The organism is Stenotrophomonas sp. 3(2025), assembly GCF_052665395.1.
Genome location: NZ_JBQOIF010000021.1, coordinates 47,247 through 71,849, shown reverse-complemented (window position 1 = coordinate 71,849; position 24,603 = coordinate 47,247). Strand labels below are relative to the sequence as shown.

At 68.6% G+C, this 24,603-nt stretch carries 10 protein-coding genes; 3 read left to right on the top strand and 7 right to left on the bottom strand.

What is annotated here, in order from left to right; translation table 11 throughout:
- Positions 1-95 precede the first annotated feature (95 nt).
- Together ACUXVE_RS15590 and purL are read right to left on the bottom strand one after the other, a co-directional pair.
- The gene (locus ACUXVE_RS15590) at positions 96-8,207 is read right to left on the bottom strand and encodes an ESPR-type extended signal peptide-containing protein (protein ID WP_445514755.1); all 8,112 of its coding nucleotides are present in this window, start codon (positions 8,205-8,207) and stop codon (positions 96-98) included.
- 440 nt (positions 8,208-8,647) lie between these two features.
- Complete coding sequence (gene purL / locus ACUXVE_RS15585; protein ID WP_445514754.1) at positions 8,648-12,532, bottom strand: phosphoribosylformylglycinamidine synthase; 3,885 nt, start codon at positions 12,530-12,532, stop codon at positions 8,648-8,650.
- Positions 12,533-13,238: 706 nt separating this feature from the next.
- On the opposite strand from purL, the gene ACUXVE_RS15580 reads away from it, so the two are divergent.
- Positions 13,239-13,646, top strand: a complete 408-nt coding sequence (locus tag ACUXVE_RS15580; RefSeq protein ID WP_222391045.1) for a YciI family protein — start codon at positions 13,239-13,241, stop codon at positions 13,644-13,646.
- Here ACUXVE_RS15580 and ACUXVE_RS15575 read toward each other — a convergent pair.
- A complete protein-coding gene (locus ACUXVE_RS15575; protein ID WP_445514753.1) occupies positions 13,624-15,705 on the bottom strand; it encodes an SMP-30/gluconolactonase/LRE family protein in 2,082 nt (693 codons plus the stop codon). The genes ACUXVE_RS15580 and ACUXVE_RS15575 overlap by 23 nt on opposite strands.
- 174 nt (positions 15,706-15,879) lie before the next feature.
- Between ACUXVE_RS15575 and ACUXVE_RS15570 the strand changes: the two genes are divergently transcribed.
- Positions 15,880-17,403 (top strand): hypothetical protein, encoded by a 1,524-nt coding sequence (locus tag ACUXVE_RS15570; RefSeq protein WP_222387824.1) that lies wholly within the window; start codon positions 15,880-15,882, stop codon positions 17,401-17,403.
- A 7-nt stretch (positions 17,404-17,410) separates the two neighbouring features.
- On the opposite strand, the gene ACUXVE_RS15565 is transcribed toward ACUXVE_RS15570, so the two are convergent.
- Together ACUXVE_RS15565 and cycA are read right to left on the bottom strand one after the other, a co-directional pair.
- The gene (locus tag ACUXVE_RS15565; RefSeq protein ID WP_445514752.1) at positions 17,411-18,187 is read right to left on the bottom strand and encodes a lytic transglycosylase domain-containing protein; all 777 of its coding nucleotides are present in this window, start codon (positions 18,185-18,187) and stop codon (positions 17,411-17,413) included.
- A 528-nt stretch (positions 18,188-18,715) separates the two neighbouring features.
- A complete protein-coding gene (gene cycA, locus ACUXVE_RS15560; protein WP_445514751.1) occupies positions 18,716-20,089 on the bottom strand; it encodes a D-serine/D-alanine/glycine transporter in 1,374 nt (457 codons plus the stop codon).
- Between the two features lie 228 nt (positions 20,090-20,317).
- Here cycA and ACUXVE_RS15555 point away from each other — a divergent pair, with 228 nt between their 5' ends.
- On the top strand, positions 20,318-21,937 hold the full coding sequence (locus tag ACUXVE_RS15555; RefSeq protein WP_093820921.1) for an EAL domain-containing protein: 1,620 nt from the start codon (positions 20,318-20,320) through the stop codon (positions 21,935-21,937).
- Between the two features lie 168 nt (positions 21,938-22,105).
- On the opposite strand, the gene ACUXVE_RS15550 is transcribed toward ACUXVE_RS15555, so the two are convergent.
- Positions 22,106-23,290: an MFS transporter gene (locus tag ACUXVE_RS15550; RefSeq protein ID WP_222387828.1), complete on the bottom strand. Its 1,185-nt coding sequence runs from the start codon at positions 23,288-23,290 to the stop codon at positions 22,106-22,108.
- On the bottom strand, positions 23,287-24,465 hold the full coding sequence (locus ACUXVE_RS15545; RefSeq protein WP_445514750.1) for a serine hydrolase domain-containing protein: 1,179 nt from the start codon (positions 24,463-24,465) through the stop codon (positions 23,287-23,289). The genes ACUXVE_RS15550 and ACUXVE_RS15545 overlap by 4 nt, the downstream gene beginning before the upstream one ends.
- Positions 24,466-24,603: the final 138 nt, after the last annotated feature.

Below are 24,603 nucleotides of genomic sequence, written 5' to 3'. Positions count from 1 at the left end.
CCCTGGCTGGCCCACCAGGGTTGCCATGCCACGCCCCTTTGGCGCTCACTGCTCGACGTGCCGATGGGATGGCCCACCGGCACGTTGTTGCGCACTTACCAGCCGAAGCCGGCACCGACGCCGACCGAGCTGTCATCACTGCTGAAGGCACCACCGACGGTGACCGTGGCGCGATCGCTGATCGCACGCTGGTAGCCCAGCGACATGGCCGACTCGCCTCCCTGGAAACCGATGCCGACGCCGACCCGGTTCTGGGTGCGGATGCCGGCGGCACTGGTGGCCATGTTGAGCATCGCTGCGCTCATCGCGCCCTGGCGGTCGATGCGGCGATCCATGTGCCGCAGGCGCCCATCGACTTCACCCTTGAACACATCGAAGCTGTCGGTGACTGCCTGCACGCGGCTGTCGGTGTAGCTGTTGGCGGTGGTGATGCCACGATCCAGCTGACCCTTGTTGACCGCATCGGTTGCGGTGGTGCCGGCCGCCACGTTGGTGACCTGGCGTTCGTTGCCCTCGCTGCCGACCGAGACGGTGTTGGCGCGATCAGCAACCGAGCCCTGGCCCAGCGCCACCGCATTGGCCGCCGTTGCGCTCGCGCCCTGGCCGACAGCAGTGGACGATGCACCGCTGGCGACTGCGCCATCGCCCATCGCGATGGCGTTGACGCCACCGCCTGCAACCAGTGCTGGCTGAGCACTGCCTGCACTGGCGGCGGTCGGCGTGCCCTGCACACGGGCCGTTGCCGATCCGCCATCCGCCAGGCTCGCGTCGGTAGCAGCCGACGCCGTGGCCACGTTGGACGCGTCTGCGTCCAGCGGCGCGGCCATCGAACGCAGGCTGGCCGCGCCGGAACGCGTGCCGCTGGCGGTGCGACGATCGATCTCGCTGACCTTGCGGTCCAGTGCGCCCAGCGCGTCGCCGACGTTGCTGTAGGTGGACCCCTGGATCACATAGTTCGGCGCGACGAACACGCCCTGCATGCCGACGCTGGCACCGCCGCCGAGGAAGCTGGCGGCATCGCTGAGCGACTGGAACAGCTGCCCACCGTTGATCGCCTGGCGGCTGCCGGAGGCGATGCTGCCGGCGCCGACGTTGTCGATGGTGGTGCCCTGGATACCGGCCAGGGTCAGGCGGTCGCGGCTGGCATCGTCGTAGCCGACCGCACTGGCCGTGCTGGTTTCAACAGTGGCGATGCGCGAGTCGAAATCACCGACACGGGTTTCGACCGCGCCCACGCGCTGGTTGGTGACGTTGAGCTGTGAACCGGTCACGGCGTCGCTGCTGCCGGCGGCGATGCGGCCATCGGCAACGTTGACGATGCGGCGCGTAGCAGGGCCGGCGGTGCCGTTGCCGCCACCAACCGAGACCACGTTGGCCTCCAGGGCGCGTGCACCGGTGCCGAGGGCGACCGAGTTGGTCCCGGTAACGCCGCTGTTGGCACCCAGCGCAAGCGCGCCGCCACCAATGGCCGAGGCATTGGCACCCAGTGCGTTGCTGCGTGCACCGCCCGCATTGGCAGCCGAGCCGATGGCCACCGCGTCGGTGCCGCTGGCGCTTGCGGTGCCACTGCCGCTGGCGCGGAAGTGGCGGCTGGTGGCATCGGCGGTGGAAGCGACCGCATCCAGCTGCGCGCGGTTCACCGCATCGGTGGCCTGGGTGCCTGCGGCAACGCGGGTGATCTGCCGCTCTGCGCCTGCGCTGCCCACCGACACGCTGTTCGCCCGATCGGCCACTGCCGACGCGCCCAACGCCGTGCTGTTGGCGGCACTTGCCGTGGCACCGAAACCAACCGCGGTCGAACCGGCTGCGGTGGCCTTGGCGCTGTAACCAACAGCGGTACCGAGACGACCACTGGCCTCAGCGTAGCTGCCCAGCGCCGACGCACCGTCGGCCGTTGCCGTGGCACGGAAGCCACTGGCCTGCGACTGCGTGCCACTGGCAGTAGACTGCGCGCCGCTGGCGGTGCTGTAGGCACCCTTGGCCTGCGCCCCGGCGCCGGTGGCACTGGAGCCAAGCTCGCTGGCGGCAGCACCACTGCCCAGGGCCACACTGTCCACGCCGGTGGCCTGTGCCGCATTGCCCAGCGCCGCGCCATTGGCACCACTGGCCAGCGCATTGAAGCCGACGGCGGTGGCGTTGGCCGCGACCGCGGTGGCACCACTGCCGAGCGCACTGGCGCCATTGCCGATCGCATTGGCCGCTTCACCGGCCGCCAGCGCATTGTCACCTTCGACGTAGGCACCGGCGTCGCTGTCGGCACTGCCGTTGGCCTGGAAGTGCTTGCTGGTCTTGTCGGCGACACTGGCCACGGCATCCAGCTGGCCCTTGTTCACTGCATCGGTGGTCTCGGTGCCGGCGGCAACATGGGTGACCTGGCGTTCACCGCCCGCGCTGCCGACGGCCACCGTGTTGTCACGGTCGGCCTTCGAACCCGCGCCGAGGGCGACACTGTTGACACCGTTGGCGGTCGCGCTGGCACCCAGGGCGGTGCTGTCAGCCGCATCGGCCCAGGCATTCCAGCCGATCGCGGTGGCGTAGTCATCGGTCGCCCAGGCACCGGCACCGAAGGCCGCCGCACCGGTACCGCTGGCACGCGACGGGATCAGGCCGAAGAAGGTGCTGCCGCCGATGGCGACACTCTCTGCGCCACTGGCTTGGCTGGACTGGCCGACGGCTACGGCGCCGCTGCCTGCTGCCGCCGCTCCGAAGCCGACAGCCGTGGTGTTGGCACCGGTCGCTGCCGAGCCGTAGCCCAGCGCGGTGCCGAGGCGGCCGCTGGCTTCGCTGTAGCCACCGATGGCGGTGGTGCCATCGGCCGAAGCGGCACTGCGGAAACCACTGGCCAGCGACTGCGCACCGCTGGCGACGGCTTCCGCACCGTTGGCGGTGCTGTAGACGCCGCTGGCCTGTGCAGCGGTGCCGGTAGCGGTGGCGCTGATGTCACTGGCTACCGCGCCGTTGCCGAGTGCGGCACTGTCTTCACCGGTGGCCTGCGCGTTGCTGCCTACCGCAGCCGCATTGCTGCCCGTGGCCAGCGAGTTGATGCCCACGGCGGTCGCGTTGGCGGCCACGGCCGTGGCACCACTGCCGAGCGCGGTGGCGCCATTGCCGATCGCATTGGCCGCTTCACCGGCAGCCAGTGCGTTGTCGCCTTCCACATAGGCACCGGCATCGCTGTCGGCGCTGCCGCTGGCCTGGAAGTACTTGCTGGTCTTGTCCGCCGTTGCGGCGACAGCATCGAGCTGGTTCTTGTTGACCGCATCGGTGCCTTCGGTGCCGGCCGCCACATGGGTCACCTGGCGTTCGCTGCCGGCGCTGCCGACGGCCACCGTGTTGTCACGGTCGGCCTTGGAGCCTGCGCCCAGGGCGACGCTGTTGGCACCGTTGGCGGTAGCGCTGGCGCCCAGCGCCGTCGATTCGGCGCCATCGGCCCACGAATTCCAGCCGATTGCAGTAGCGTAGTCGTCGGTGGCCCAGGCACCGGCACCGAACGCCGCTGCGCCGTAGCCACTGGCTCGTGATGGCACCAGGCCGAAGAAGGTGCTGCCACCAATGGCCACGCTCTCATCGCCGCTGGCTTCGCTGGAATCACCCATCGCCACCGAGCTGGCGCCCGACGCCGCAGCGAACACGCCGGCAGCGGTGCTGTTGGCACCACTGGCCACGGTGCCATAGCCCAGCGCCGAGCCGAGGCGACCGCTGGCTTCGCTGTAGCCGCCGACTGCGGTGGTGCCGTCTGCAGAGGCTGCCGAACGGAAGCCACTGGCCAGCGACTGCGCACCGCTGGCGACCGCCTCGGCACCGTTGGCCGTGCTGTACACCGCCGTCGCCTGCGCGCCTGCACCGGTTGCGGTGGTGCTGGTTTCGCTGGCCACCGCACCGCTGCCGAGCGCCGCACTGTCTTCGCCAGTCGCCTGTGCGTTGTTGCCCACCGCAGCCGCATTGCCGCCGCTGGCCAGGCTGTTGAAGCCCACCGCCGTGGCGTTTGCCGCTACCGCTGTTGCACCACTGCCAAGTGCAGTAGCGCCGGTGCCGATCGCATTGGCGGCCTCACCGGCAGCCAGCGCGCTGTCACCTTCCACGTAGGCACCGGCATCGCTGTCGGCGCTGCCGCTGGCCTGGAAGTACTTGCTGGTCTTTGCGCCTTCGGCGGCCACCGCGTCCAGCTGGTCCTTGTTCACCGCATCGGTACCCTGGGTACCGGCGGCCACGTTGGTGATCTGGCGGGTGTTGCCGCCGCCACCGACCGACACGGTGTTGTCGCGGTCGGCAATCGAATCGGCACCCAGCGCCACGCTGTTGGCACCGCGCGATTCCGCCGCATTGCCCAGCGCGGTGCTGTTGATGCCCGCCGCATAGGCACCGCCACCGACCGCAGTGGAATAGTCGCCGGATGCTTCGGTCGCCAGCAGGCCGAACAACGATCCACCGACGGCCACGGCATTGGTGCCGGTAGCCAGGCTGCCCTGGCCGGTGGCGGTGCTGTAGGCACCGGATGCTTCCGAATCGCCACCAAGCGCGACGCTGTTGGAACCGGAGGCGTTGGCGAAGTTGCCGAGGGCAGTGGCGTTGAATGCCGAGGCGTTGGCGTAACCGCCGATGGCGGTGCTGTAGCCACCGGTCGCCTCGGCACCGATGCCGAATGCAGCCGAAGCGGTGCCGCTGGCCACGCTTTCACTGCCGACCGCCGTGGCGGCCTCCCCGCTGGCGTTGCTGAAGTAGCCCACCGCCACGGCTTCTTCGCCGCTGGCTTCGGACAGCACGCCGCTGGCGGTGCTGCCAGCGCCGCTGGCCACCGCGGCCGCGCCGAAGGCCGCACTCTGTTCGCCGCTGGCTTCGCTCTCGGCACCATGAGCCGTGGCGTATTCGCCGGTCGCCTGTGCGTTGGCACCGATGGCGCTGGCATTGGCCGCGCTGGCCAGGGCATTGAAGCCGATGGCCTGTGCGTTTCCGGCCAGTGCATTGGCGCCGCTGCCGAGGGCGGTTGCGCCGTTGCCGATGGCATTGGCCGATTCACCCGCGGCCAGCGCGTTGTCGCCTTCCACGTAGGCACCGGCGTCGCTGTCGGCACTGCCGCTGGCCTGGAAGTACTTGCTGGTGGTCGCGGCACTGGCTGCAACCGCGTCGAGCTGCGACTTGTTCACCGCATCGGTGGCCTGGGTACCGGCCGCCACACTGGTGATCTGCCGTTCGTTGCCCGCGCTGCCCACTGACACGCTGCGATCACGGCTGGCCACCGAACCGGCGCCCAGTGCAACTGCGTTGTTGCCACTGGCCGTGCTGCCCGCGCCCAGGGCGATCGCGCTTTCCCCGCCGGCCACCGTGTTGGTGCCGATGGCGATGCTGTTGATGCTGTTGCCCAGTGCCTGGAAGCCCAGCGCAACGCTGTTGTCGCCGTAGCTGAAGGCGCCGCGGCCGACGGCGGTGGAACTGGTGCCGTTGGCCCAGCTGTTGTAGCCGATGGAGGTGGCGCCGTTGGCGCTGGCCCATGCCGCCGGACCAAATGCCGAGGCATTGCGGCCGGTGGCCCATGCGCCGGCACCGAAGGCCGTGGCGCCTTCCTCGCTGGCGGTGCTGTAGCCACCCACGGCGGTACTGTCATCGGCCTTGGCGAAGGCGCTGTCGCCGACGGCAACGGCATAGCTGCCGGTGGCGCGCGCCTTGCCGCCCGCCGCGAAGCTGTTGTCGCCGGTGGCCTGCGCCGCAGTACCGAAGGCGCTGCTGCTGGCGCCGGTGGCCTGCGCGGCATTGCCGACGGCGGTGGAACCGGCCGAGGCGGTGGTGCCGATCTGCACCGGGTTGCCCTGCTCATCCAGCAGCGGCTGGTTGTATTCGTCGTAGGCCTGGCCGAGGCCACCCACGGCTACCGCACCGTCACCGTCGGCGAAGGTATTGCGACCCAGTGCCACGCTGTCGGCGCCGATGGCCGCAGCGCCTGCGCCCTGTGCCAGCGCACCAGCACCGATGGCGTTGCTGGCCGAACCCGCCGCCACCGCACCCTCGCCTTCTGCGTAGGCACCGGCATCGCTGCCGCTTTCCGGCTGCGCCTGGAAGAAGCGCGCGGTGGTATCGGCGGTGCTGGCCACGGCGTCCAGCTGTGCCTTGTTCACTGCATCGGTGGCTTCACTGCCGGCCGCCACGCTGGTGATCTGCCGCTCGTTGCCGGCACTGCCCACGGCCACGCTGTTGGCGCGCACCGCTTCGGAATTGGCGCCCAGCGCAACGCTGTTGGCACCACGCGCGGTGGCGTAGTAGCCGACGGCCGTGCTCTGCGCACCGCTGGCCCAGGTCTGCGCGCCCAGCGCGCTGGCGTTCTCGCCCGGTGCATAGGCAAAGTAGCCCACCGCGACGGATTCGGCACCGGAGGCCTCGGTCAGGCTGCCATTGGCCACGGCCTGGTCGCCGCTGGCGATGGCACCGGCGCCGACGGCGGTGGCCGCTTCGCCACTGGCCTGGGTCTGCACGAAGAAGCCCAGGCCCGGGATCAGGTCGGCCGGGCCACCGATGGCCACGCTGCTGGTGCCGGTGGCGTTGCTCTGCGTACCGACGGCGGTGGAGTAGTCGCCGATGGCATTGGAGACAGCACCGAATGCCGACGACTGCGCACCTGCCGCATAGGCTCCCACGCCGTACGCCGACGCTGCAAAACCACCGGCATCGGCGCTGGCGCCGACGGCGGTACCACCGACCCCGGCACTGGTGGCGCCGGTCTCTACCGGCACGCCACCACTGGTGATCAGCGGATTGCCATCGGCATCCACTGCAGCACCGCCCACAGCGACGCTGCCCGGGCCGACTGCCTGCGCGTTGTTGCCGAAGGCCGCGCTGTTCTGGCCAGACGCAAGCGCGTTGTTGCCGACCGCGGTGGCGTTCTGCGCGACGGCGGTCGCACCTGCACCGACGGCGGTCGTGCCGTTGCCGATCGCATTGGCGGCTTCGCCAGCGGCGAGCGCGTCATCTCCCTCGGCCAACGCACCGGCATCGCTGTTGCTGCTGCCGGTAGCCTGGAATCGCTTGGCGGTGGTATCGGCTACCGCTGCCACGTCCTTCAATTGAGCGACGTTGACCGCATCGGTGTCTTCGGTACCGGCGGCAACGCTGGTGATCTGCCGGGTCAGGCCGTAGTCGACCGCACCCACCGACACGGTATCGACGCGGTCGGCCAGCGAGCCGGCGCCCAGCGCCACGCTGCCGGTGGCCACGGCCGCCGAATTGGAACCCAGCGCGGTGCTGTATTCGCCCACCGCCGTGCTGAACGCACCGACGGCAATGGAGGCTTCGTTGACGGCAGTCGCACCGCGGCCCAGCGAGGTGCTGCCGGGGCCCATCGCCACCGCGCCTGCACCCACCGCCGTGGCGCCATCGGCGCTGGCTTCGGACAGTGCACCCAGTGCGGTGGCTGCGCCGTTCTCGCTGGCGGCCACGGCACTTGCGCCTACCGCCGTATCGCCAAGACCGAAGGCGGCCGCACTCTGCCCGACCACCACGCTGGCATCACCAAAGGCGAGCGCGTTCTGGCCGAAAGCACTGGCACCAAGTCCTGCGGCAATGGCCTGGGTGCCGACCGCGGTGGTGGCGTTGGCCAGCGACTGGCTGCCACTACCGACCGCGATGGCGCCCTGGCCTTCGATCTTTGCCGCGTCGCTGTCATCGCCAGCGCCATCGGCCTTGAAGTAGCGGCTGCCCTCGGCCGCCGCCTGCGCAAGCGCGGCCTGCGTGGCGCGCGCCTGTGCATCCAGCTGTGCCTTGTTCACCGCATCGGTGGCGGCGGTACCGGCGGCGACATTGGTCACCTGCCGTTCCTTGCCGGCATCACCGACAGAAACGGTGTTGGCGCGCGCTGCCTTGGAACCGGCGCCCAGCGCCACGCTGTTGGCGCCGGTGGCGCTGGTACCCGCACCAATTGCCACCGCGTTGCTGCCCTTGGCGCTGGCGCTGCCATCGACCGCGCACTTGTCCAGCACCTTGCTGTTGAGCACCACGCAGTTCGCGCTGCCCCCAATCTCAACCGACTGCGCCGCAGCGATGCCGGTCATGCCCAGTCCCATTGCCAAGGCCAGCGCTGCAGCCAGTCGTGCCGGCGCGGCATCGGTCGCACCGCGGCGCTGGTCGACGACCCCGCCTGATGAGCTGGAAGAGGCCAGTTCCGAGGCCACCACCAACTGACCCAATGCTTTGTTCCAGACCTTGCGATAAATCCGATTCATCGGTACGGCTCCTGATTGGACTGGTTTTGGGCAAAGCAACGCCACCGCCGAGCCTTCGTGGCCCAACGTCCCCTGGGGGCGTTTATTCGCGTGATTTACTGCGGGTATTGCCGAACGGCGCGCAGGGACAGAAAACCGAGCGCATGCGCCGTGCGGTTACTGCGGGATGAACAGATTTGAAACGGGGGTCAAGTGTTAACGGCATCTTTGCGGATCGTCAAGAGTTTGACGCAGCAAAACCCATTGCCGTGAAGCAGTTCACTGTTTCACTTGTTTATGTACGCATTTTGTTAGGCGTACGTGAGGAAATCCTCACTTATGAAAACGCATGTAACTGACGGCCAGTTCAGGAGTTTCCGTATGGACAAAGAAAAACCCGCCGGTTTCCCGGCGGGTTCTCCATACGCGATGGCATCGTCAGCTGCGCAATGCGCGCGCGATCAACCGCACCATACCCGTGCGTTGCGGAACATGCGCATCCACGGTGAATCGCCCTGCCACTCGGACGGGGCCCAGCTCAGGTTGAGCGCGCGCGGGGTGCGCTCCGGGTGCGGCATCATGATGGTCACCCGGCCGTCGGTGCTGGTCAGGCCGGTGATGCCGTCGGGCGAGCCGTTCGGGTTCAGCGGGTACTGGCTGGCGACGTTGCCGTTGCCATCGATGTAGCGCAGTGCGACACGGGCCGTGGCCTGGTCGACGGCATTGTCGAACACTGCCTGGCCTTCGCCATGCGCCACCGCCACCGGCAAACGCGACCCGGCCATGCCACGCAGCAGGATCGACGGCGACTCCACCACTTCCAGCAGCGCGGTGCGGGCTTCGAACTGCTCGCTGGCGTTGCGGCGGAACTGCGGCCAGTGCTCGGCACCGGGGATGATGTCCTTAAGCTGGCTCATCATCTGGCAACCGTTGCACACGCCCAGGGCGAAGCTGTCCTCGCGCGCGAAGAACGCGGCGAAGGCATCACGCAGCGCGGTACGTTCGAGGATCGAGGTCGCCCAGCCGCGGCCAGCACCGAGCACATCGCCGTAGCTGAAGCCGCCGCAGGCAACCAGGCCGGTGAAGTCCTGCAGCGCCACGCGGCCTTCGATGAGGTCGCTCATGTGCACGTCGAACGCGCGGAAGCCGGCACGTTCGAAGGCGTTGGCCATTTCAATCTGGCCGTTGACGCCCTGTTCGCGCAGGATCGCAACGCGCGGACGCGCCCCGGTCTGCACGAACGGCGCGGCGACATCCTCGTTGAGGTCGAAGCTCAACTTCGGCTTCAGGCCCGGCGCGGTGAAGGCACGGGCGACCTCGCGCTCGGCATCGGCGTTGGCCGGATTGTCGCGACGCTTCTGCATGGCGTGGGTGACCGACCACCACGCATCGAACAACGCCTCCCAGCGCCATTCGGCCAGCGATTCACCGCCCAGCGACACCCGCACCACCGGCGCGGTGGTGGGCCTGGCGATGCGCTGCGCGCACTCGGTCAGCGCATGGCGCTCGACCAGGTCGGCGAACGCGGCGCGGTCTTCGCGGGCGATCTGCACAACGGCGCCCAGCTCTTCATTGAACAGGCTGCGGAACGGGTCATCGCCCCAGGCATCGAGGGTGATGTCCAGGCCCAGGCGCGAGGTGAAGGCCATTTCGCACAGCGCGGCGAACGCACCACCGTCGCTGCGGTCGTGGTACGCGCGCAGCAGGCCGGCCTGGCGTGCATCGCGGATCAGCTCGAAGAAGCCACGCAGGCGCTGCGGATCGTCCAGGTCCGGGGCGGCACCGGCGAAGGCCGGCAGGTCGCCGTGGTCGGCGTGCACCTGGGCCAGGATCGAACCGCCCAGGCGCTGCTTGCCGGCACCGAGGCCGATCAACCACAGCTCGCTGTCGATATCGCGGTCCAGCAGCGGGGTCAGCTGCTGGCGCGCATCGGCCACCGGCGCGAACGCGGTGATCACCAGCGACACCGGCGACACGCTCTTGTGCGCCTGCCCCTGGTCGTGCCACTGCGCCTGCATCGACAGCGAGTCCTTGCCCACCGGGATGCTGATGTCCAGCTGCGGGCACAGTTCCATGCCCACCGCCTTCACCGCGTCGTACAGCAGCGCGTCTTCGCCCGGGTGGCCGGCAGCGGCCATCCAGTTTGCCGACAGCTTGATTTCATCCAGCGCATCGACCGGGGCCGCGCACAGGTTGGTCAGTGCTTCGCCAACGGCCATGCGGGCCGAGGCCGCCGCGTCCAGCAGCGCCAGCGGCGTGCGTTCACCCAGTGCCATCGCCTCGCCGGCCACGCCGTCGAAATCGGCCAGGGTGATCGCCACGTCGGCCACCGGCAGCTGCCACGGACCGACCATCTGCTCGCGCGCGGTCAGGCCGCCCACGCTGCGGTCGCCGATGGTGACCAGGAAGTTCTTGGAGGCCACGGTCGGGTGTGCGAGCACGCGCAGACCGGCTTCCTGCAGATCCAGGCCCCCGGTCTTCAGCGCCGGCCAGCGCGGTGCCGGCGGGTGCGCGGTATCGCGGTGCATCTTCGGCGGCTTGCCGAACAGCACGTCCATCGGCAGGTCGATCGGCGCGTCGGCCGGAATGTTGCCCGGCACGGCGCCATAGGCCACCACCAGGTGTTCGGCTGCGGTGGCGACACCGACCGCAGCGAACGGGCAGCGCTCGCGCGCGCACAGCGCGGCGAATTCGGCCAGGCGCTCCTGCGCCACGCCGAGCACGTAGCGCTCCTGCGACTCGTTGCACCACAGCTGCATCGGCGACAGCGACGGATCGTCGGTGGGTACCTTGCCCAGGTCGATGATGCCGCCCACGCCGGAATCGTGCAGCAGTTCGGGAATGGCGTTGGACAGGCCACCGGCACCGACGTCATGGAAGAACTTGATCGGATTGCCGGCGCCCATCGCCACGCAGCGGTCGATGACCTCCTGGCAGCGACGCTCCATTTCCGGGTTGTCGCGCTGCACGCTGGCGAAGTCCAGGTCCTCGGCGCTCTCACCGGAAGCGACCGAACTGGCGGCACCGCCGCCGAGGCCGATCAGCATCGCCGGGCCGCCGAGCACGATCACGGCATCGCCGTCCTGCAGCAGGATCTTGTCGACCTGCACGCGATCGATGGCGCCCAGGCCACCGGCCAGCATGATCGGCTTGTCGTAGGCGCGCACCAGGTCGGCGCCTTCCGGCAGTTCGAAGCTGCGGAAGTAGCCGAGCAGCGCCGGGCGGCCGAATTCGTTGTTGAACGCGGCGCCGCCCAGCGGGCCGTCGGTCATGATCTCCAGCGCCGGGGCCATGCGCGGGTTCAGCGCACGCGGCGCTTCCCACGGCTGCGGCAGCTCGGGAATGCGCAGGTGCGAGACCGAGAATCCGCTCAGGCCGGCCTTCGGCTTGCCGCCACGACCGGTCGCACCTTCGTCGCGGATTTCACCACCGGCGCCGGTCGACGCGCCCGGGAACGGCGCGATCGCGGTCGGGTGATTGTGCGTTTCCACCTTGATCTGGAACGCGCTGGGCACCTGCGGTTCGCGGCGGTACTCGCCGCTGGCCGGGTCCGGGCGATAGCGCGAGGCCGGATGGCCTTCGATCACCGCTGCGTTGTCGCTGTACGCACTGAGCGTGTGCTGCGGGGTCTGCTGGTGGGTGTTCTTGATCATCCGGAACAGCGAGCGGTCCTGCTCCTGGCCGTCGATGGTCCAGCTGGCGTTGAAGATCTTGTGCCGGCAGTGCTCGGAATTGGCCTGCGCGAACATCATCAGTTCCACGTCCGACGGCGACCGGCCCAGCGCGGTGAAGCGCTCGCGCAGGTAGTCGATCTCGTCCTGCGCCATGGCCAGGCCGAGGCGCTGGTTGGCAGCCTCCAACTGGTCCACCGGCACGCGCTCCAGTTCGCCACGGGCCGGGGTCGAGAACAGCGACTGGCCCTGATCGACGCTCTCCAGCACCGACTGCGTCATCGGGTCGTGCAGCACCTTGACCAGTGCCTGCTGGGCGGCAGCGTCTGTCGGCCAGCCCTGCACGTCGATGCGCAGGCCGCGTTCGACCCGGTTCACCGGCTGGCCAGCACCGCGGACCAGCTCGCTGGCCTTGCTCGACCACGGCGACAGCGTGCCCAGGCGCGGCACCACGATGCGGCTGACCGCACCGTCAGCAACCGCCTCGGACTGCGGGCGGGCTTCCAGGATGCGGCACAGGGTATCGACGTCGGGGGCGGCAGTGCCCTCGGCCTGCACGAAGTAGACGTGCCAGGCACCACTGATGCGCAGGGAGGGAGCGATGGACTGCAGGCGGGATTCAAGACGTTCGCGGCGGAACGGCGACAGGGCGGGCGCGCCCTCGAGGACCATCATGTCCGGGGAACCGTAGTTGGGAAACGGGCCCGACATTGTACCGGAAGCGGGGATAGGCTTCGGCCGGGCGGCGCCCGGCACCCGCCGAGGCCAGGGCAACAGCAACAGCAACAGCAACAGCAACTGCCAAAGCAAAAGCGGGGTTCCCGTGGGATGGCAGGGTGGGTCCGGTTGCGGGGGACGCCGTGAATCCGTCCATGGAGGCTCGGTCGCCGCATCCATGCAGCTCACGCCCCCGCAACCGGACCCACCCCGCCTTCGACAGTTTCCCGCGATCTGCGGTAGATCCACGCCATGCGTGGATGCTCCTTGGTTACCGGCCGCTGGCCGGCAACCAGGGAAAGGCCTGCAATCAGACGCCTGAGAGCGAAGCGATCGGCGTTTGATCTTGATCTTTTGTTCGTCTTTCGTGGCTGGCGCCACAGGAACCTGTCGGGGGCCGGGCGGGTGGGTTGCGCAGGGGCGTAAGCGCCATGGATGGCGCGCCCGAGCCTACAAGGACGTATTCACGGCGTCCCCTGCGCAACCCACCCGCCCGGCCAACCCGCAGAGATGCAGCTCTTCACGACCAACCCCACCACGGAGGGGCCCCGCCGTTCGCCGATCCGCGCCGAAGGCGCGCTTCCCGCTCTGCCTTTCGCAGTGCAGCATGCCCCCGCGCAAACCTGCGCGATCATGGTCCCCCCGCCCCCGCCAGGACTCCGCCATGCAGCAGTACCTGCTTCTGATCTACATCGACCCGTCACTGCTGCGCACACTGCCCATCGATGACTTCAATACCTTGATGCGCAACTGTCTCGCCCATGCCGACAAACTGCAGGCCGAAGGCACGTTGCTGGCCGCGCAGAAACTGCAGCCGATCGAATCGGCGCAGACCCTGCGCGTGCGCGATGGCCACAGCCGGGTACTCGATGGCCCCTTCGCCGAAACCCGCGAACTGCTGGCCGGCTTCAACCTGATCGTCGCCCGTGACCGCGATGAGGCCATGCGTATCGCCCAGGGCTTCCCGTGGGCCCGCTTCGGCAGCATCGAGGTGCGGCCGCTGGAAGACATGGACGCCGAGCGCGAACGCTGCGGCGCCCCGGCCGCGGCTAGGGCAGCAGCCGTACCCTGATGTCGCGCGGGCCCACGCCTTCGTTGCCGCTGTAGTCGCGTGCACTGGCACGCACGATGTACTCGCCCGGCGGCAACGCCGCCGGCTGCCAGCGCCCGGTTTCCATCAGCCCATCGCGCACGGTGTTGGTCACCAGATAACGGAAGCGGGTGACCGCGCTGCCATGCACGGTGATGCCGCTGTCGGGTGCGTAAGCCACTTTCACCGCCTGCTTCTGCGGCGGCATGCGGTTGAAGACGATGTTCCAGCGCGGCTGCTCGTAGCCCTGCAGCGGCTGACCAGCGGCATCGAGGATCTGGTAGCCCACCTGGTACGGCCCCAGCCGGCGACGTGGCAGGTTGTTGTCCACCTGGTCCCAGGCTTCCACCACGATCTGCACGCCGCGTCCCTGCCGGGCCAGCATCACCACGCCATCGCTGCCGGCGGCCAGTGGCTGGTCGTTGTCGTCCAGCAGCGCCACATCGGTGATGCGCGGCGCGAAGTGGTCGGCATAGCCCTTGAACCCCAGCGCCACCGCATTGGTCTCGAAACCGCCATTGCCCACGGCCAGGTGCACGTGCGCCTGGTTGTTGATGCTGCCCAGGCGGTCGCCGACGTGGATGCGTGTACCACGGCGCACGCGGATGCGCTCCAGCGTGCCGTCCTCGGCGTACAGCGGCTGCCAGCGCGCGTCGAACGGTTCGCCGCGTGGCGTGCGACCGACGCGCATGTGGATGTATTTCAACCGGTCCACGGCCAGGCCCTCAGCCTGCCCACCGAGGCTCCAGGCGGCAATCGGGCTGCTGATCTTGCCCTCGGCGATCGCCAGTACCGTCTGGCCGACATCGCCGCGCACATCGAAACCGCCGTGCAGGTGGTGGCGGCTCTCACCCTGGAAGGTGCCGCGCACCTCGCCGAGCGTGCCCACCACTTCGTGCCAGCCATCCTGCGGTGCCAGTGGCCAGCGTCCGCCACTGTCCGGCAGCGCCGCATCCGAGGCCGGGCCCACCAGCGCCGGTGCGGGCAGCTCACCCACCGGTAACGGGCGCAGGCGATGCAGGCGATACGCCGCGGAATCGGCCACCAGCAGGGTGCCGTCGGCCTCCACCGCCAGACCGCTGGGGCGCGCCAGGCGTGGCAGGCGGTCATTGCCCAGCAGTGCCAGCTGATGCCCCTGCGGGGTCACCTGCACGATGCGTCCATCCAGGTCACCCACGTACAGCACGCCGTCATGCGTGGTGGCCAGTGATAGCGGGCCATTGATGACCTCCCCGCGGCCAACGACGGTGCTGACCATGCCATCGGCGCCGACGCGACGCACTGCGTTGTTGAACAGATCGGCCACCAGCAGTGCGCCGTGCGCATCGAAGGCCAGCGCCACCGGCGTATCGAAACGAGCGTCAGCGCCAAGCGCATCGGCGAAGCCCGGGCGGTCGCCGCCGGCCAACGTACGCACGTTGCCATCGGTACCGATCACCCGGATGCGGTCATTCCAGGTATCAGCCACATAGACCTGTCCCTGCGCATCCACGGCGATGCCCATCGGCCCATCGAAGCGCGCCTGCGCGGCAGGACCATCGGCGAAGCCTTGCTGGCCACCGGCCAGCGTCGTCACCTGTCCATCGGTACTGACGCGCCGGATCGCATGATTGCCGGTGTCGGCCACGTACAGGTTGCCCTGCGCATCGGCGGCAATACCCGAAGGCGTGTTGAAACTTGCCTGCAGGGCAGGCCCATCAACACGACCCTCGCCCTGCCCGGCTACCGTTTCAATACGGCCATCGGCCAAGCGGCGGCGGATGCGGTTGTTGTCACCGGCATCGGTGAAGTAGACGCTGCCATCGGCACTGGCCAGCAGCGCGTAGGGGTCGGCAAAGCGTGCCTGCGCCGAGGCGCCATCGCGATCACCCGGATGACCGTCGCCGGCCAGCAGCTCGATCTGTGCGGTCCAGCCCAGCGGCGTCGGTACAGGGCCAGCCGGCACCTGCGGGCCGGAGGCGGGGAATTCCCACCAGGTTGCCGCCAGGGCCACCGCTGTTGCTACCACTACGCCTGCCGCCATCCAATGCCGCCGTGCCATCGTTCCTGTTCGCCTGCCAGACCGTGAAGAGGGTCAGACGATAGTCGCTGCACTCCCGGCTGCCAAGGCCGCGCCGCTGCAAATGCGGGGGTGCTTGTGGTGGCAGCCCTTTGCGGGTTCAAATCAACGCACTTCGCATTCAAATCAACGCACTTTCCAAGGATGGATGCCGCCATGTCCCGACCTACCCTGCCTCTCGCCGCGCTGCTGCTCGCCGTGCTGGCGGCAGCATCTGCACACGCCGTCGAGCCCCATCCCGAGGCGCCAGCGCAGGAGATTGCGGATACCCCATTTTCCGCCTACCAGCAACGGTGGGAGTCGGCGTTGATGATGGCCGGTAGCGGCAACATGCTGGGTGCCATGATCGCGTTCGAACGGCTGATGGACGATCCGTTGTTCGCCCGTCTCGAACCCGCCGTGCGTGGGCGCAGCGCGCAGATCGCCGGTGCCACCGCGTTGATGCAGGATGCCCCCGGCGTTGCCCGCCGCTACCTGCAGCAGGCACTGACCGCGCTGCCGAACGACCCGGCCACGCTGGCCACCCTGGTATCGGTGGAACTGGCCGAGGACAATACCGCCGCCGCAACCCTCCACCTGCTGCAAGCGGCCACCCATGCAGATGCCCCCGTGCAGGTTGATACGCAGACCGTCAGCTACCTGCAGTACACGCTGCGTGCGCAGCCGGCTCAACGCATGGCCCTGCTGAAGAGCCTGTTCGACAACCAGTGGACGGGGGATGGCGTTGAACCCACCGGCCTATGGCTGGTGCTGGCGACATTGCAGGTCGAGCACGGCCACAGCGCAGAGGCAGCTGCCACGATTGCCCGCATCGATACACCGTTGGAGGTGATCGCATTGCGCAGCGACAAGCGCTTCGACCGCTACGTCGATCGCCGCGATCCGCGGTTCGATCCGCAGCAGGTGGCACAGCGCAAGCTGGATGACCTGCGCGTGTCGGGCCTGCTCGACCGCCGCTTGAATGCCAAGCTGGCTGCGTTCGGCTTCATCCAGCTGATGGTGGGCGAGAACGAGCAGATCGTGCAGTTCACCGATGACATGGCGCGGATGGTCAGTGCCGGCCAGCGTCCTGCGGGTGAGGAGGCAACGTGGCTGGCGTGGCTGCTGGACTACCGCACGCTGGCACTGCGCCGGCTGGATCGCATCGACGACTCGGTGGCGGCCGCACGACTGACCGATGCGGTCGGTGCCCTTGGCCCGGACGCGGCCGAGCACCGCATGAACCTGGCCTTCATGCTGTCTGCCACTGGCCACGAACGCGAGAGCGACACCCTGCTTGCCGGCATGGACGGGCTGTCGCCCTTCGGGCTGGCGGCGCGCGCCTACCTGACCTTCGTGCATGCGCGCGAGAACAACGATCCGGCGGCAGCGGCGGCCGCGCGCGCGGAAATCGTCAGCCACCGCAAGGACGCACCCCAGATCCATATGGAGCTGCTGATTGAAGAAGGCGACATGGAGGCCGCCGCAGCCGCGCTGATAAGCCAACTGGAATCCGCAGAGGATCGCACCGACGCACTGCTCAGCCTGCAGGACATGCGCGTGTATCCCTCGCTGCCTGCGGAGCGGGTGGCCGACGAACGCTGGCGCGAACTGAAACAGCGTGCCGATGTGCGTGCCGCGATCAACCGCGTCGGCCGGATTGAGCGCTACCCTCTCTACAGCATTTCCACATCGCGCTGATCGCCGGTCATTTCGCCGGCACTTCGATACGGATGCCCATCGCTTCGCGGTAGCGCGTATACAGGGCCATCACCTTGTCCACATAGGCCAGGGTTTCTGCATACGGTGGCACGCCCTTGTAGCGCGCCACCGCACCGATGCCGGCGTTGTAGGCCGCCGCTGCCAGCGGGCGGTCGCCGTTGTAGCGACGCAGCAGCGCGCGCATATAGCGGGCGCCGCCGTCGATGGACTGCTGCGGCGAGAACGGATCGCGCACGCCATATTCCAGCGCGGTATCCGGCATCAGCTGCATCACCCCCTGCGCGCCCTTGCTGGACACCGCCAGCGCGTCGAAATTGCTCTCGGCGTGGGCGATCGCCCGCAACCAGGCATCGTCCACGCCGGTGGCCTTGGCCGCCGCCTTGAACTGTTTTGCGTGCTGGGCCAGCTGGGGCTTGCCGACCTTGCCCAGGCCTTCATGCGCCGGTTCGCCCGGCGGTGTGGCCACGGTGAACTTCAGGAACACCCGCGAGCCGGGCAGGTTGCGGGTGGAGTAGACAAGCTTGCCGTCCTGCTCGCGCTCGTACAGCACGCCACTGAACACGCCCATGTTGCCCCACAGGTTGGGAGTCTGCACGGCACTGTCGTTGATCTCCTTCGGCGTGCAGCGCGAGCCGGGCTCCGGTGCGGTGGCCAGGCTGACCGTGTTGCCCTGCACGCAGCGGTAGACCGTGCGCGCTGTCGCCAGCCCCGGCCACAGGCCAGACAGCAGCAACAGCGCGACGAGGGCGGGACGGAGGGACATGGCGGCGGGATGATCCGGCTGCGGCCGCTAACACTGAGTGAATGGGGGTTCGGCCGGGCGGCGCCCGGCACCCGCAGACGCAACGGCCGCAGCAACAGCCGAAGCTGGCTTCCTGAAGGTAGGCGGGGTGGGTCCGGTTGCGGGGGCGCTGCAAGTACGTCCCTGTAAGCTCGGTCGCCGCATCCATGCGGCTCACGCCCCCGCAACCAGACCCACCCGCCTTCGACAGATTTCCGCGATCTGGGAACGGTGTTCTGTGCTGCTGTTGGTGGGTGTCGACCACGCGGCTGTTGGTGGGTGTCGACCTTGGTCGACACGTGTAGGTCCACGCCATGCGTGGATGGGACTCACCGGGGCCGTTGGATCTGTTGGCGAGGGTTACTGACTACTGCGCCATCTCCCGCGGCGGCTGAAGGATGTCGACCACGCGGCTGTTGGTGGGTGTCGACCTTGGTCGACACGTAGATCCACGCCATGCGTGGATGGGACTCACCGAGGCCGTTGATCTGTTGGCGAGGGTCTTGCTGACTACTGCGCCATCTTCCGCCGCAGCCAATAACCGGCGCCCAGCAGCACGAACCACGCTGGGCTGGCGATCAGCGCCTGGCGGGTGTCGGCCTGCAGGCTCAGCAGCACCAGTACCGCAGCAAAGAAGACCAGACAGGCCCAGCACATCGCCACGCCACCGGGCATCTTGAAGATCGAGGCCGCGTGGCGCTCGGGGTAGCGGCGGCGGTAGACCATGTAGGCCACCAGGATCAGCGACCAGACGAAGATGAACAACACCGTCGCCAGGGTCGTCACCAAGGTGAAGGCGGTCACCAGGTTGGGGATCAGGTAGATCAGCAGGGTGCCGCCCAGCAGGCACAGGCAGGAAAACAGCAGGCCCCGTGCCGGCACTGCAGCGCGCGAGAGCTTGGACAGGCCACGTGGCGCGTGGCCTTCTTCGGCCAGGCCATACAGCATGCGGCTGGTGGAGAAGATGCCGCTGTTGGCCGAGGACGTGGCCGAGGTCAGCACCACGAAGTTGATCAGGCTGGCGGCGGCGGGAATGCCGGCCAGCACGAACAGCTGCACGAACGGGCTCTTGTCCGGCACCACCTGGCGCCACGGGGTGACCGCCATGATCGCGATCAGCGCCAGCACGTAGAAGATGATGATGCGCACGGGGATCGAGTTGATCGCCTTGGGCAGGTTGCGCTCGGGGTCAGCCGTTTCCGCAGCGGTGGTGCCCACCAGTTCGATGCCGACGAAGGCGAACACCGCGATCTGGAAACCGGCGAAGAAACCCACCAGGCCCATCGGGAACATGCCGCCGTCATTCCACAGGTTCGACAGCGATGCGGTGTGGCCGCTGGGCGAAGTGAAGCCCCAGGCCACCAGTCCAGCACCGGTGATGATCAACGCGCAGATCGCCACGATCTTGATCAACGCGAACCAGAACTCCATTTCGCCGAACAGCTTCACCGTCACCAGGTTCAACGACAACAGCAGCATCACGCAGGCCAGCGCCGGCTTCCACGCTTCCAGTCCCGGGAACCAGAACTGCGCATAGGCGGCGATGGCGATCACGTCGGCGATGGCGGTGACGATCCAGCAGAACCAGTACGTCCACCCGCAGAAGAACCCGGCCCACGGCCCGAGCAGATCGGTGGAGAAATCGATGAAGGATTTGTACTGCAGGTTGGACAGCAGCAACTCGCCCATCGCCCGCATCACGAAGAACAGCATCGCGCCGATGATCAGGTAGACGAACACGATGGACGGGCCGGCCAGGCTGATGGTCTTGCCCGAACCCATGAACAGGCCGGTGCCGATGGCACCGCCGATGGCGATCAGTTGCAGGTGGCGGTTGGACAGGCTGCGGCGCAGGTGCTCGGGGGGCGTGGCGGGCTCGGTCATGGGCGCTGGAAGGGGCGGGTGAAGCGTTCGACGGTAGTCCTCCCGCTGCCACAACGCCAGCGCCGGACGGCCCAGGGCCGTCAGCACGTGTCACTTTCACCACAATGTGACCCGTTACCGCCTTTGTCCCATTCCGCCCAGCCCTGCGCCGTGTTCATATACCGCCATCGCCCAAGGACCGGCCCCGCCCATGTGCCCAGCCCTGCACACCTCTCTGGAGCCCCGGTCATGAGCCGACTGCGGGTCATCATCGGCGGCACCGTCCTGGCCGTGCTGGCCGCTGCAGTGCCGATCGCGGTCATGGTCTATGCCACCTGGGACCGTGCCGTAAGTGTCGAACAGCAGCGGCTGCATGCCATCGCCGAGCGCAGCCTGCGCCGTACCGAAGTGTCCTATCAGGAAGCGCTGGCGGCATTGAAGTCGGCCGAGGCCACCGTGCTGCCGCCCTGCGGGGCCGAACACATCCAGCGCATGCAGACCCTGGTGATGACCACGCCGTCGTCGGACCAGATGGGCTACTTCGAGGGCGGCAAGCTGCGCTGCACGTCGTGGGGACCGTTCCAGCAGGATGTGGACCAGCCCACGCCGGACCACGTCACCAGCGATGGCGCCGGCATCACCGTCAACGTGCGCCCCGAGGCGGCTGGCCGACGGCCGATGCTGTCCATGATGTACGGGTCCTACGACGTGCTGGTCGACCCTCGGCGCTTCGTCGACGTCATCGTCGATCCGGACGTGCGGCTGGCCCTGGCAAGTCCGGATGGACGGTTGCTGACCCAGCAGGATGGCATGGACCCTGACCTGCTGCAGCAGCTGCTGCGCGAACCTGGGGATGGCCTTGACCGCGACACCCTGTATGCCAGCGCGCGCAGCGGTGAATGGCTGGCGATCGCAACAGCGCCCCGCACCGCGCTGGCCGCCACCTTCCGGCAGCAGGCGTGGCTGTTCGTGCCCTTGGGTCTGCTGATGGCCGCCGCCGGTGCCGGCCTGGTGATCTGGCTGTCACGACGCCGGCTGTCGATGCGTGGCGAACTGGGCATCGCCATCCGTCGCCGCGAACTCTACCTGCACTACCAGCCCATCATCGAACTGGATACCGGCATCTGCGTTGGCGCCGAAGCGCTGGTGCGCTGGCAACGCCCCGACGGTACCCAGGTGCGTCCAGACCTGTTCATTCCCCTGGCCGAAGAAGCCGGGATGATTGCGGCCATCACCGATCTGGTGATCGAGAACGTGGTTGCCGACATGCGCGAGCTGCTGGCCGAGGATCGCACTGCACACATCGCGATCAACCTGGCCGCCGAGGACATCAGCAGCGGACGTGCGCTGAAGGTGATCTCCCAGCGCATGGCCGGCAGCGGCATCCTGCCGCAGCAGATCTGGCTGGAGGCCACCGAGCATGGCTTCCTCGACATCGACCGTGCCCGCACCATGCTGGCCGCGGCGCGGCGCGCGGGCCACAGCGTGGCCATCGATGATTTCGGCGTCGGCTATTCCAGCCTGCAGTACCTGCAGCAGCTGCCGCTGGATGCACTGAAGATCGACAAGTCCTTCGTCGATGCGATCGGCACCGAAAGCGCGACCAGCCCGGTCACGCCGCACATCATCGGCATGGCCCGCGAGCTGGGCCTGTGGGTGGTGGCCGAAGGCGTGGAAACCGAAGCGCAGCTGGCCTACCTGCACAGCCAGCACGTGCAGTTCGGCCAGGGCTGGCTGTTCTCGCGGCCGTTGCCGCGCGATGAGTTCATCGCCTTCCACCGCAAGCGCCAGCAGCAGTACGGTGCGGCGCGGGAGCACATGCAGAATCCGCGCAGCGTGCCGTTCGAGCGCGAGCAGGCGGGGGAGTAGCCGGCGAACGGCGCCGCCCCTCGTGGTGGGTCGCATAAAGCTGTTCGTGGGTTGGCCGGACACATTTCGTCAGCGCCTCACCGGGTCGCTACGCTCGCGCGCGCTGTTGAGCATCGGCCGGGGTAGTGCCGGCCGCAGGCCGGCAACCCCGTCATCCTCGATCGACGCCTACGTCCAGGCCTTCGGCCGCGCCCAGACCCACAGGCCGCACACCACCAGCAGCAGCAACGGCAGCCAGGCCAGGTGCTGGGCGCCGCTGGCCTGCAGCATCAGGCCGCCGCCGACGCCGCCGGCGGCGATGGCCAGGTTCCAGCCGGTCACCAGCATCGACTGCGCCAGGTCGGCGGCGGCACCGGCGCGGCGGGCCAGGGCGGTCTGGAACAGGGTGGGTACCGCACCGAACGCGACGCCCCATAGGATCGTCACCAACAGCAGCACGCCCGGCACGCCTGGCCACAGCAGCAGCGAAGCCACCGCCATCACGAAGCCGATCACGCTGGCCCACACCAGCGCGCGCAGGTGGCGGTCCACGCCCCAGCCGGCGATGGCGATACCCACGATCGCGGCGATGCCGAATGCCAGCAGCAGCCGGTCCAGCCACGCCCCGGCGCCGGCCTGCACTGCCAACGGCTCGATGTAGGTGTACAGCACGTTGTGCGCCAGCACGTACAGCACCATCACCAGCAGCGTGCTGCGGATGCCGGGCATGCGCCAGACCGAGCCCAGCGACATGCGCCGGCCTGCACCGGCCGCCGGCAACGCGGGCAGCGCCCATCGGGCGTAGCCGAGCAGCAACACCGCCAGCACGCTCATCAACGCGAACGCCCAGCGCCACCCGATCTGCTGGCCCAGCAAGGTGCCGGCCGGCACTCCCAACGACAGCGCCAGCGGCGAGCCGATCATCGCTACCGCGATCGCCCTTCCCTGCAGTTCCGGCACCACCATGCGCGCGGCATAGCCGGCCACCAGCGACCACAGCAGGCCCGCGCCCACACCCGCCAGGAAGCGCGCCACCAGGGTCAGCACGTAGTCGTGGCTCAGCGCGGTCACGGTGTTGACCACCATGAAGCCGGCAATCGCCGCCAGCAGCAGCGGACGACGTGGCAGGCGCTGGGTCAGCGCGGTCATCGGCAACGCAGCCAGCACCGAGCCCAGTGCATACACGCTCACCAGCTGCCCTGCGGCCGCATCGCTGACGCCGAGACTTTCGCCCATCGGCCGCAGCACGCCCGCTGGCAGCGTTTCGGTCAGCAGGGTGATGAAGCCACCACCGGCCAGTGCCAGCAGCCCGCGCCACGGCAAGCGCGTTGCTTCACCCGCCGGAGCCCCTGCATCAATTGCGTGGCCGCTCATCGCAGCGTCTCCAGATCGGCGTACACCGCATCGCGCAGTTCATCGACAAACGCGCCATGCATGCCTTCGTACAGCGTGTTGGTCAGCGTGACCACGCTCAGGCCACGCGCCAGGTCCACGAACCAGCTGTGGCCGTAAGCACCGCCCCAACGCCATGTCCCTGCGGTCTGCGGTGTACCGCTGGCCGCTGCATCACGCAGCACCGCAAAGCCGAGGCCGAAGCCCCAACCCGGCGGATCAACCGGTCCCAGCTCGCCGACCTGCGGGGTTCCCATCTGTGCAACCAAGCTGTCCGGCAGCAGCTGCGAGGCGCGCACATCGCGCAACGCTTCCAGCACGGCCATCACCTCATCGGCACTGCCCACCAGCCCCGCGCCTGCCGACGGATAGCGGTGTGAGTCGGTCGCCCGCGCCACGCTGTATTCGATGCCCACCGATCCCTCGAACGCAGGCACCACCTCGCCCTCCCGCAACCGATGCGGCTGCGGCGTGTCACTGACATACGGCGTGGCCAGACGAGCGCCCTCGTCCGTGGCGAACGCGGTGTCGCGCAGGCCCAGCGGCTGCGCCAACAACCGGTCGAACAACACCTGCAACCTTTCGCCGGTGGCCGCTTCAGCCACGGCGCCCGCCACATCCACGCCCAGCGAGTACAGCCACTGGCTGCCCGGCGCGAACAACAGCGGTGCCTGCGCGATACGCTGCACGTTCTGCTGCAGCGTCACCGGGTTCGCGTCCATGCCATCGCTCACACCCGCCTGCGCATAAGTCCCCTGGGCATCGGCTTCCAGGAAGCGGTAGCCCAGCCCACTGCTGTGGCTGAGCAGCTGGCGCAGGTTGATCGGCGGGCGGCTGCCATCGGCCAGTGCCGGGCGGAACGCCGGCAACCAGCGCTGCACCGGCGCGTCCAGGTCCAGCACCCCCTCGGCTACCAGGCGCAGGATCACCGTGGTCAGCAGCGGTTTGCTCACCGAGGCCAGCCGGAACAGGTGGTCGCGGCGCATCGGCGTGTTCGATTCACGGTCGGCCAGGCCACTGGCGCTGGCGTGGCGCAGCACGCCGTGCTCGCGCACCAGTACCACCGCACCGACCAGGCGCTGCGGATGCACGGTCTGTAGCAGTGCGCTCACCGCGGGCAGAGCCGGTGCGGTATCAACAGGAAGGGCGAGTGTCATCGGGGTGATCCGTGGAGAGAGGCCCGCCACGGTAGGCAGCTCCGGCACCGGCAAAAAGCGGGGCGGGGCTCCGTGCATCATGGACCGCAAGGTCCGCAATCGGCATGATGCCCGGAACCACTGGGCCGCAGCGACCCT

Excerpts from the sequence above, each read along its gene's own strand:
- ACUXVE_RS15590 (WP_445514755.1), bottom strand. The coding sequence starts at position 8,207 with ATGAATCGGATTTATCGCAAGGTCTGGAACAAAGCATTGGGTCAGTTG.
- purL (WP_445514754.1), bottom strand. The coding sequence starts at position 12,532 with ATGATGGTCCTCGAGGGCGCGCCCGCCCTGTCGCCGTTCCGCCGCGAA.
- ACUXVE_RS15580 (WP_222391045.1), top strand. The coding sequence starts at position 13,239 with ATGCAGCAGTACCTGCTTCTGATCTACATCGACCCGTCACTGCTGCGC.
- ACUXVE_RS15575 (WP_445514753.1), bottom strand. The coding sequence starts at position 15,705 with ATGGCACGGCGGCATTGGATGGCGGCAGGCGTAGTGGTAGCAACAGCG.
- ACUXVE_RS15570 (WP_222387824.1), top strand. The coding sequence starts at position 15,880 with ATGTCCCGACCTACCCTGCCTCTCGCCGCGCTGCTGCTCGCCGTGCTG.
- ACUXVE_RS15565 (WP_445514752.1), bottom strand. The coding sequence starts at position 18,187 with ATGTCCCTCCGTCCCGCCCTCGTCGCGCTGTTGCTGCTGTCTGGCCTG.
- cycA (WP_445514751.1), bottom strand. The coding sequence starts at position 20,089 with ATGACCGAGCCCGCCACGCCCCCCGAGCACCTGCGCCGCAGCCTGTCC.
- ACUXVE_RS15555 (WP_093820921.1), top strand. The coding sequence starts at position 20,318 with ATGAGCCGACTGCGGGTCATCATCGGCGGCACCGTCCTGGCCGTGCTG.
- ACUXVE_RS15550 (WP_222387828.1), bottom strand. The coding sequence starts at position 23,290 with ATGAGCGGCCACGCAATTGATGCAGGGGCTCCGGCGGGTGAAGCAACG.
- ACUXVE_RS15545 (WP_445514750.1), bottom strand. The coding sequence starts at position 24,465 with ATGACACTCGCCCTTCCTGTTGATACCGCACCGGCTCTGCCCGCGGTG.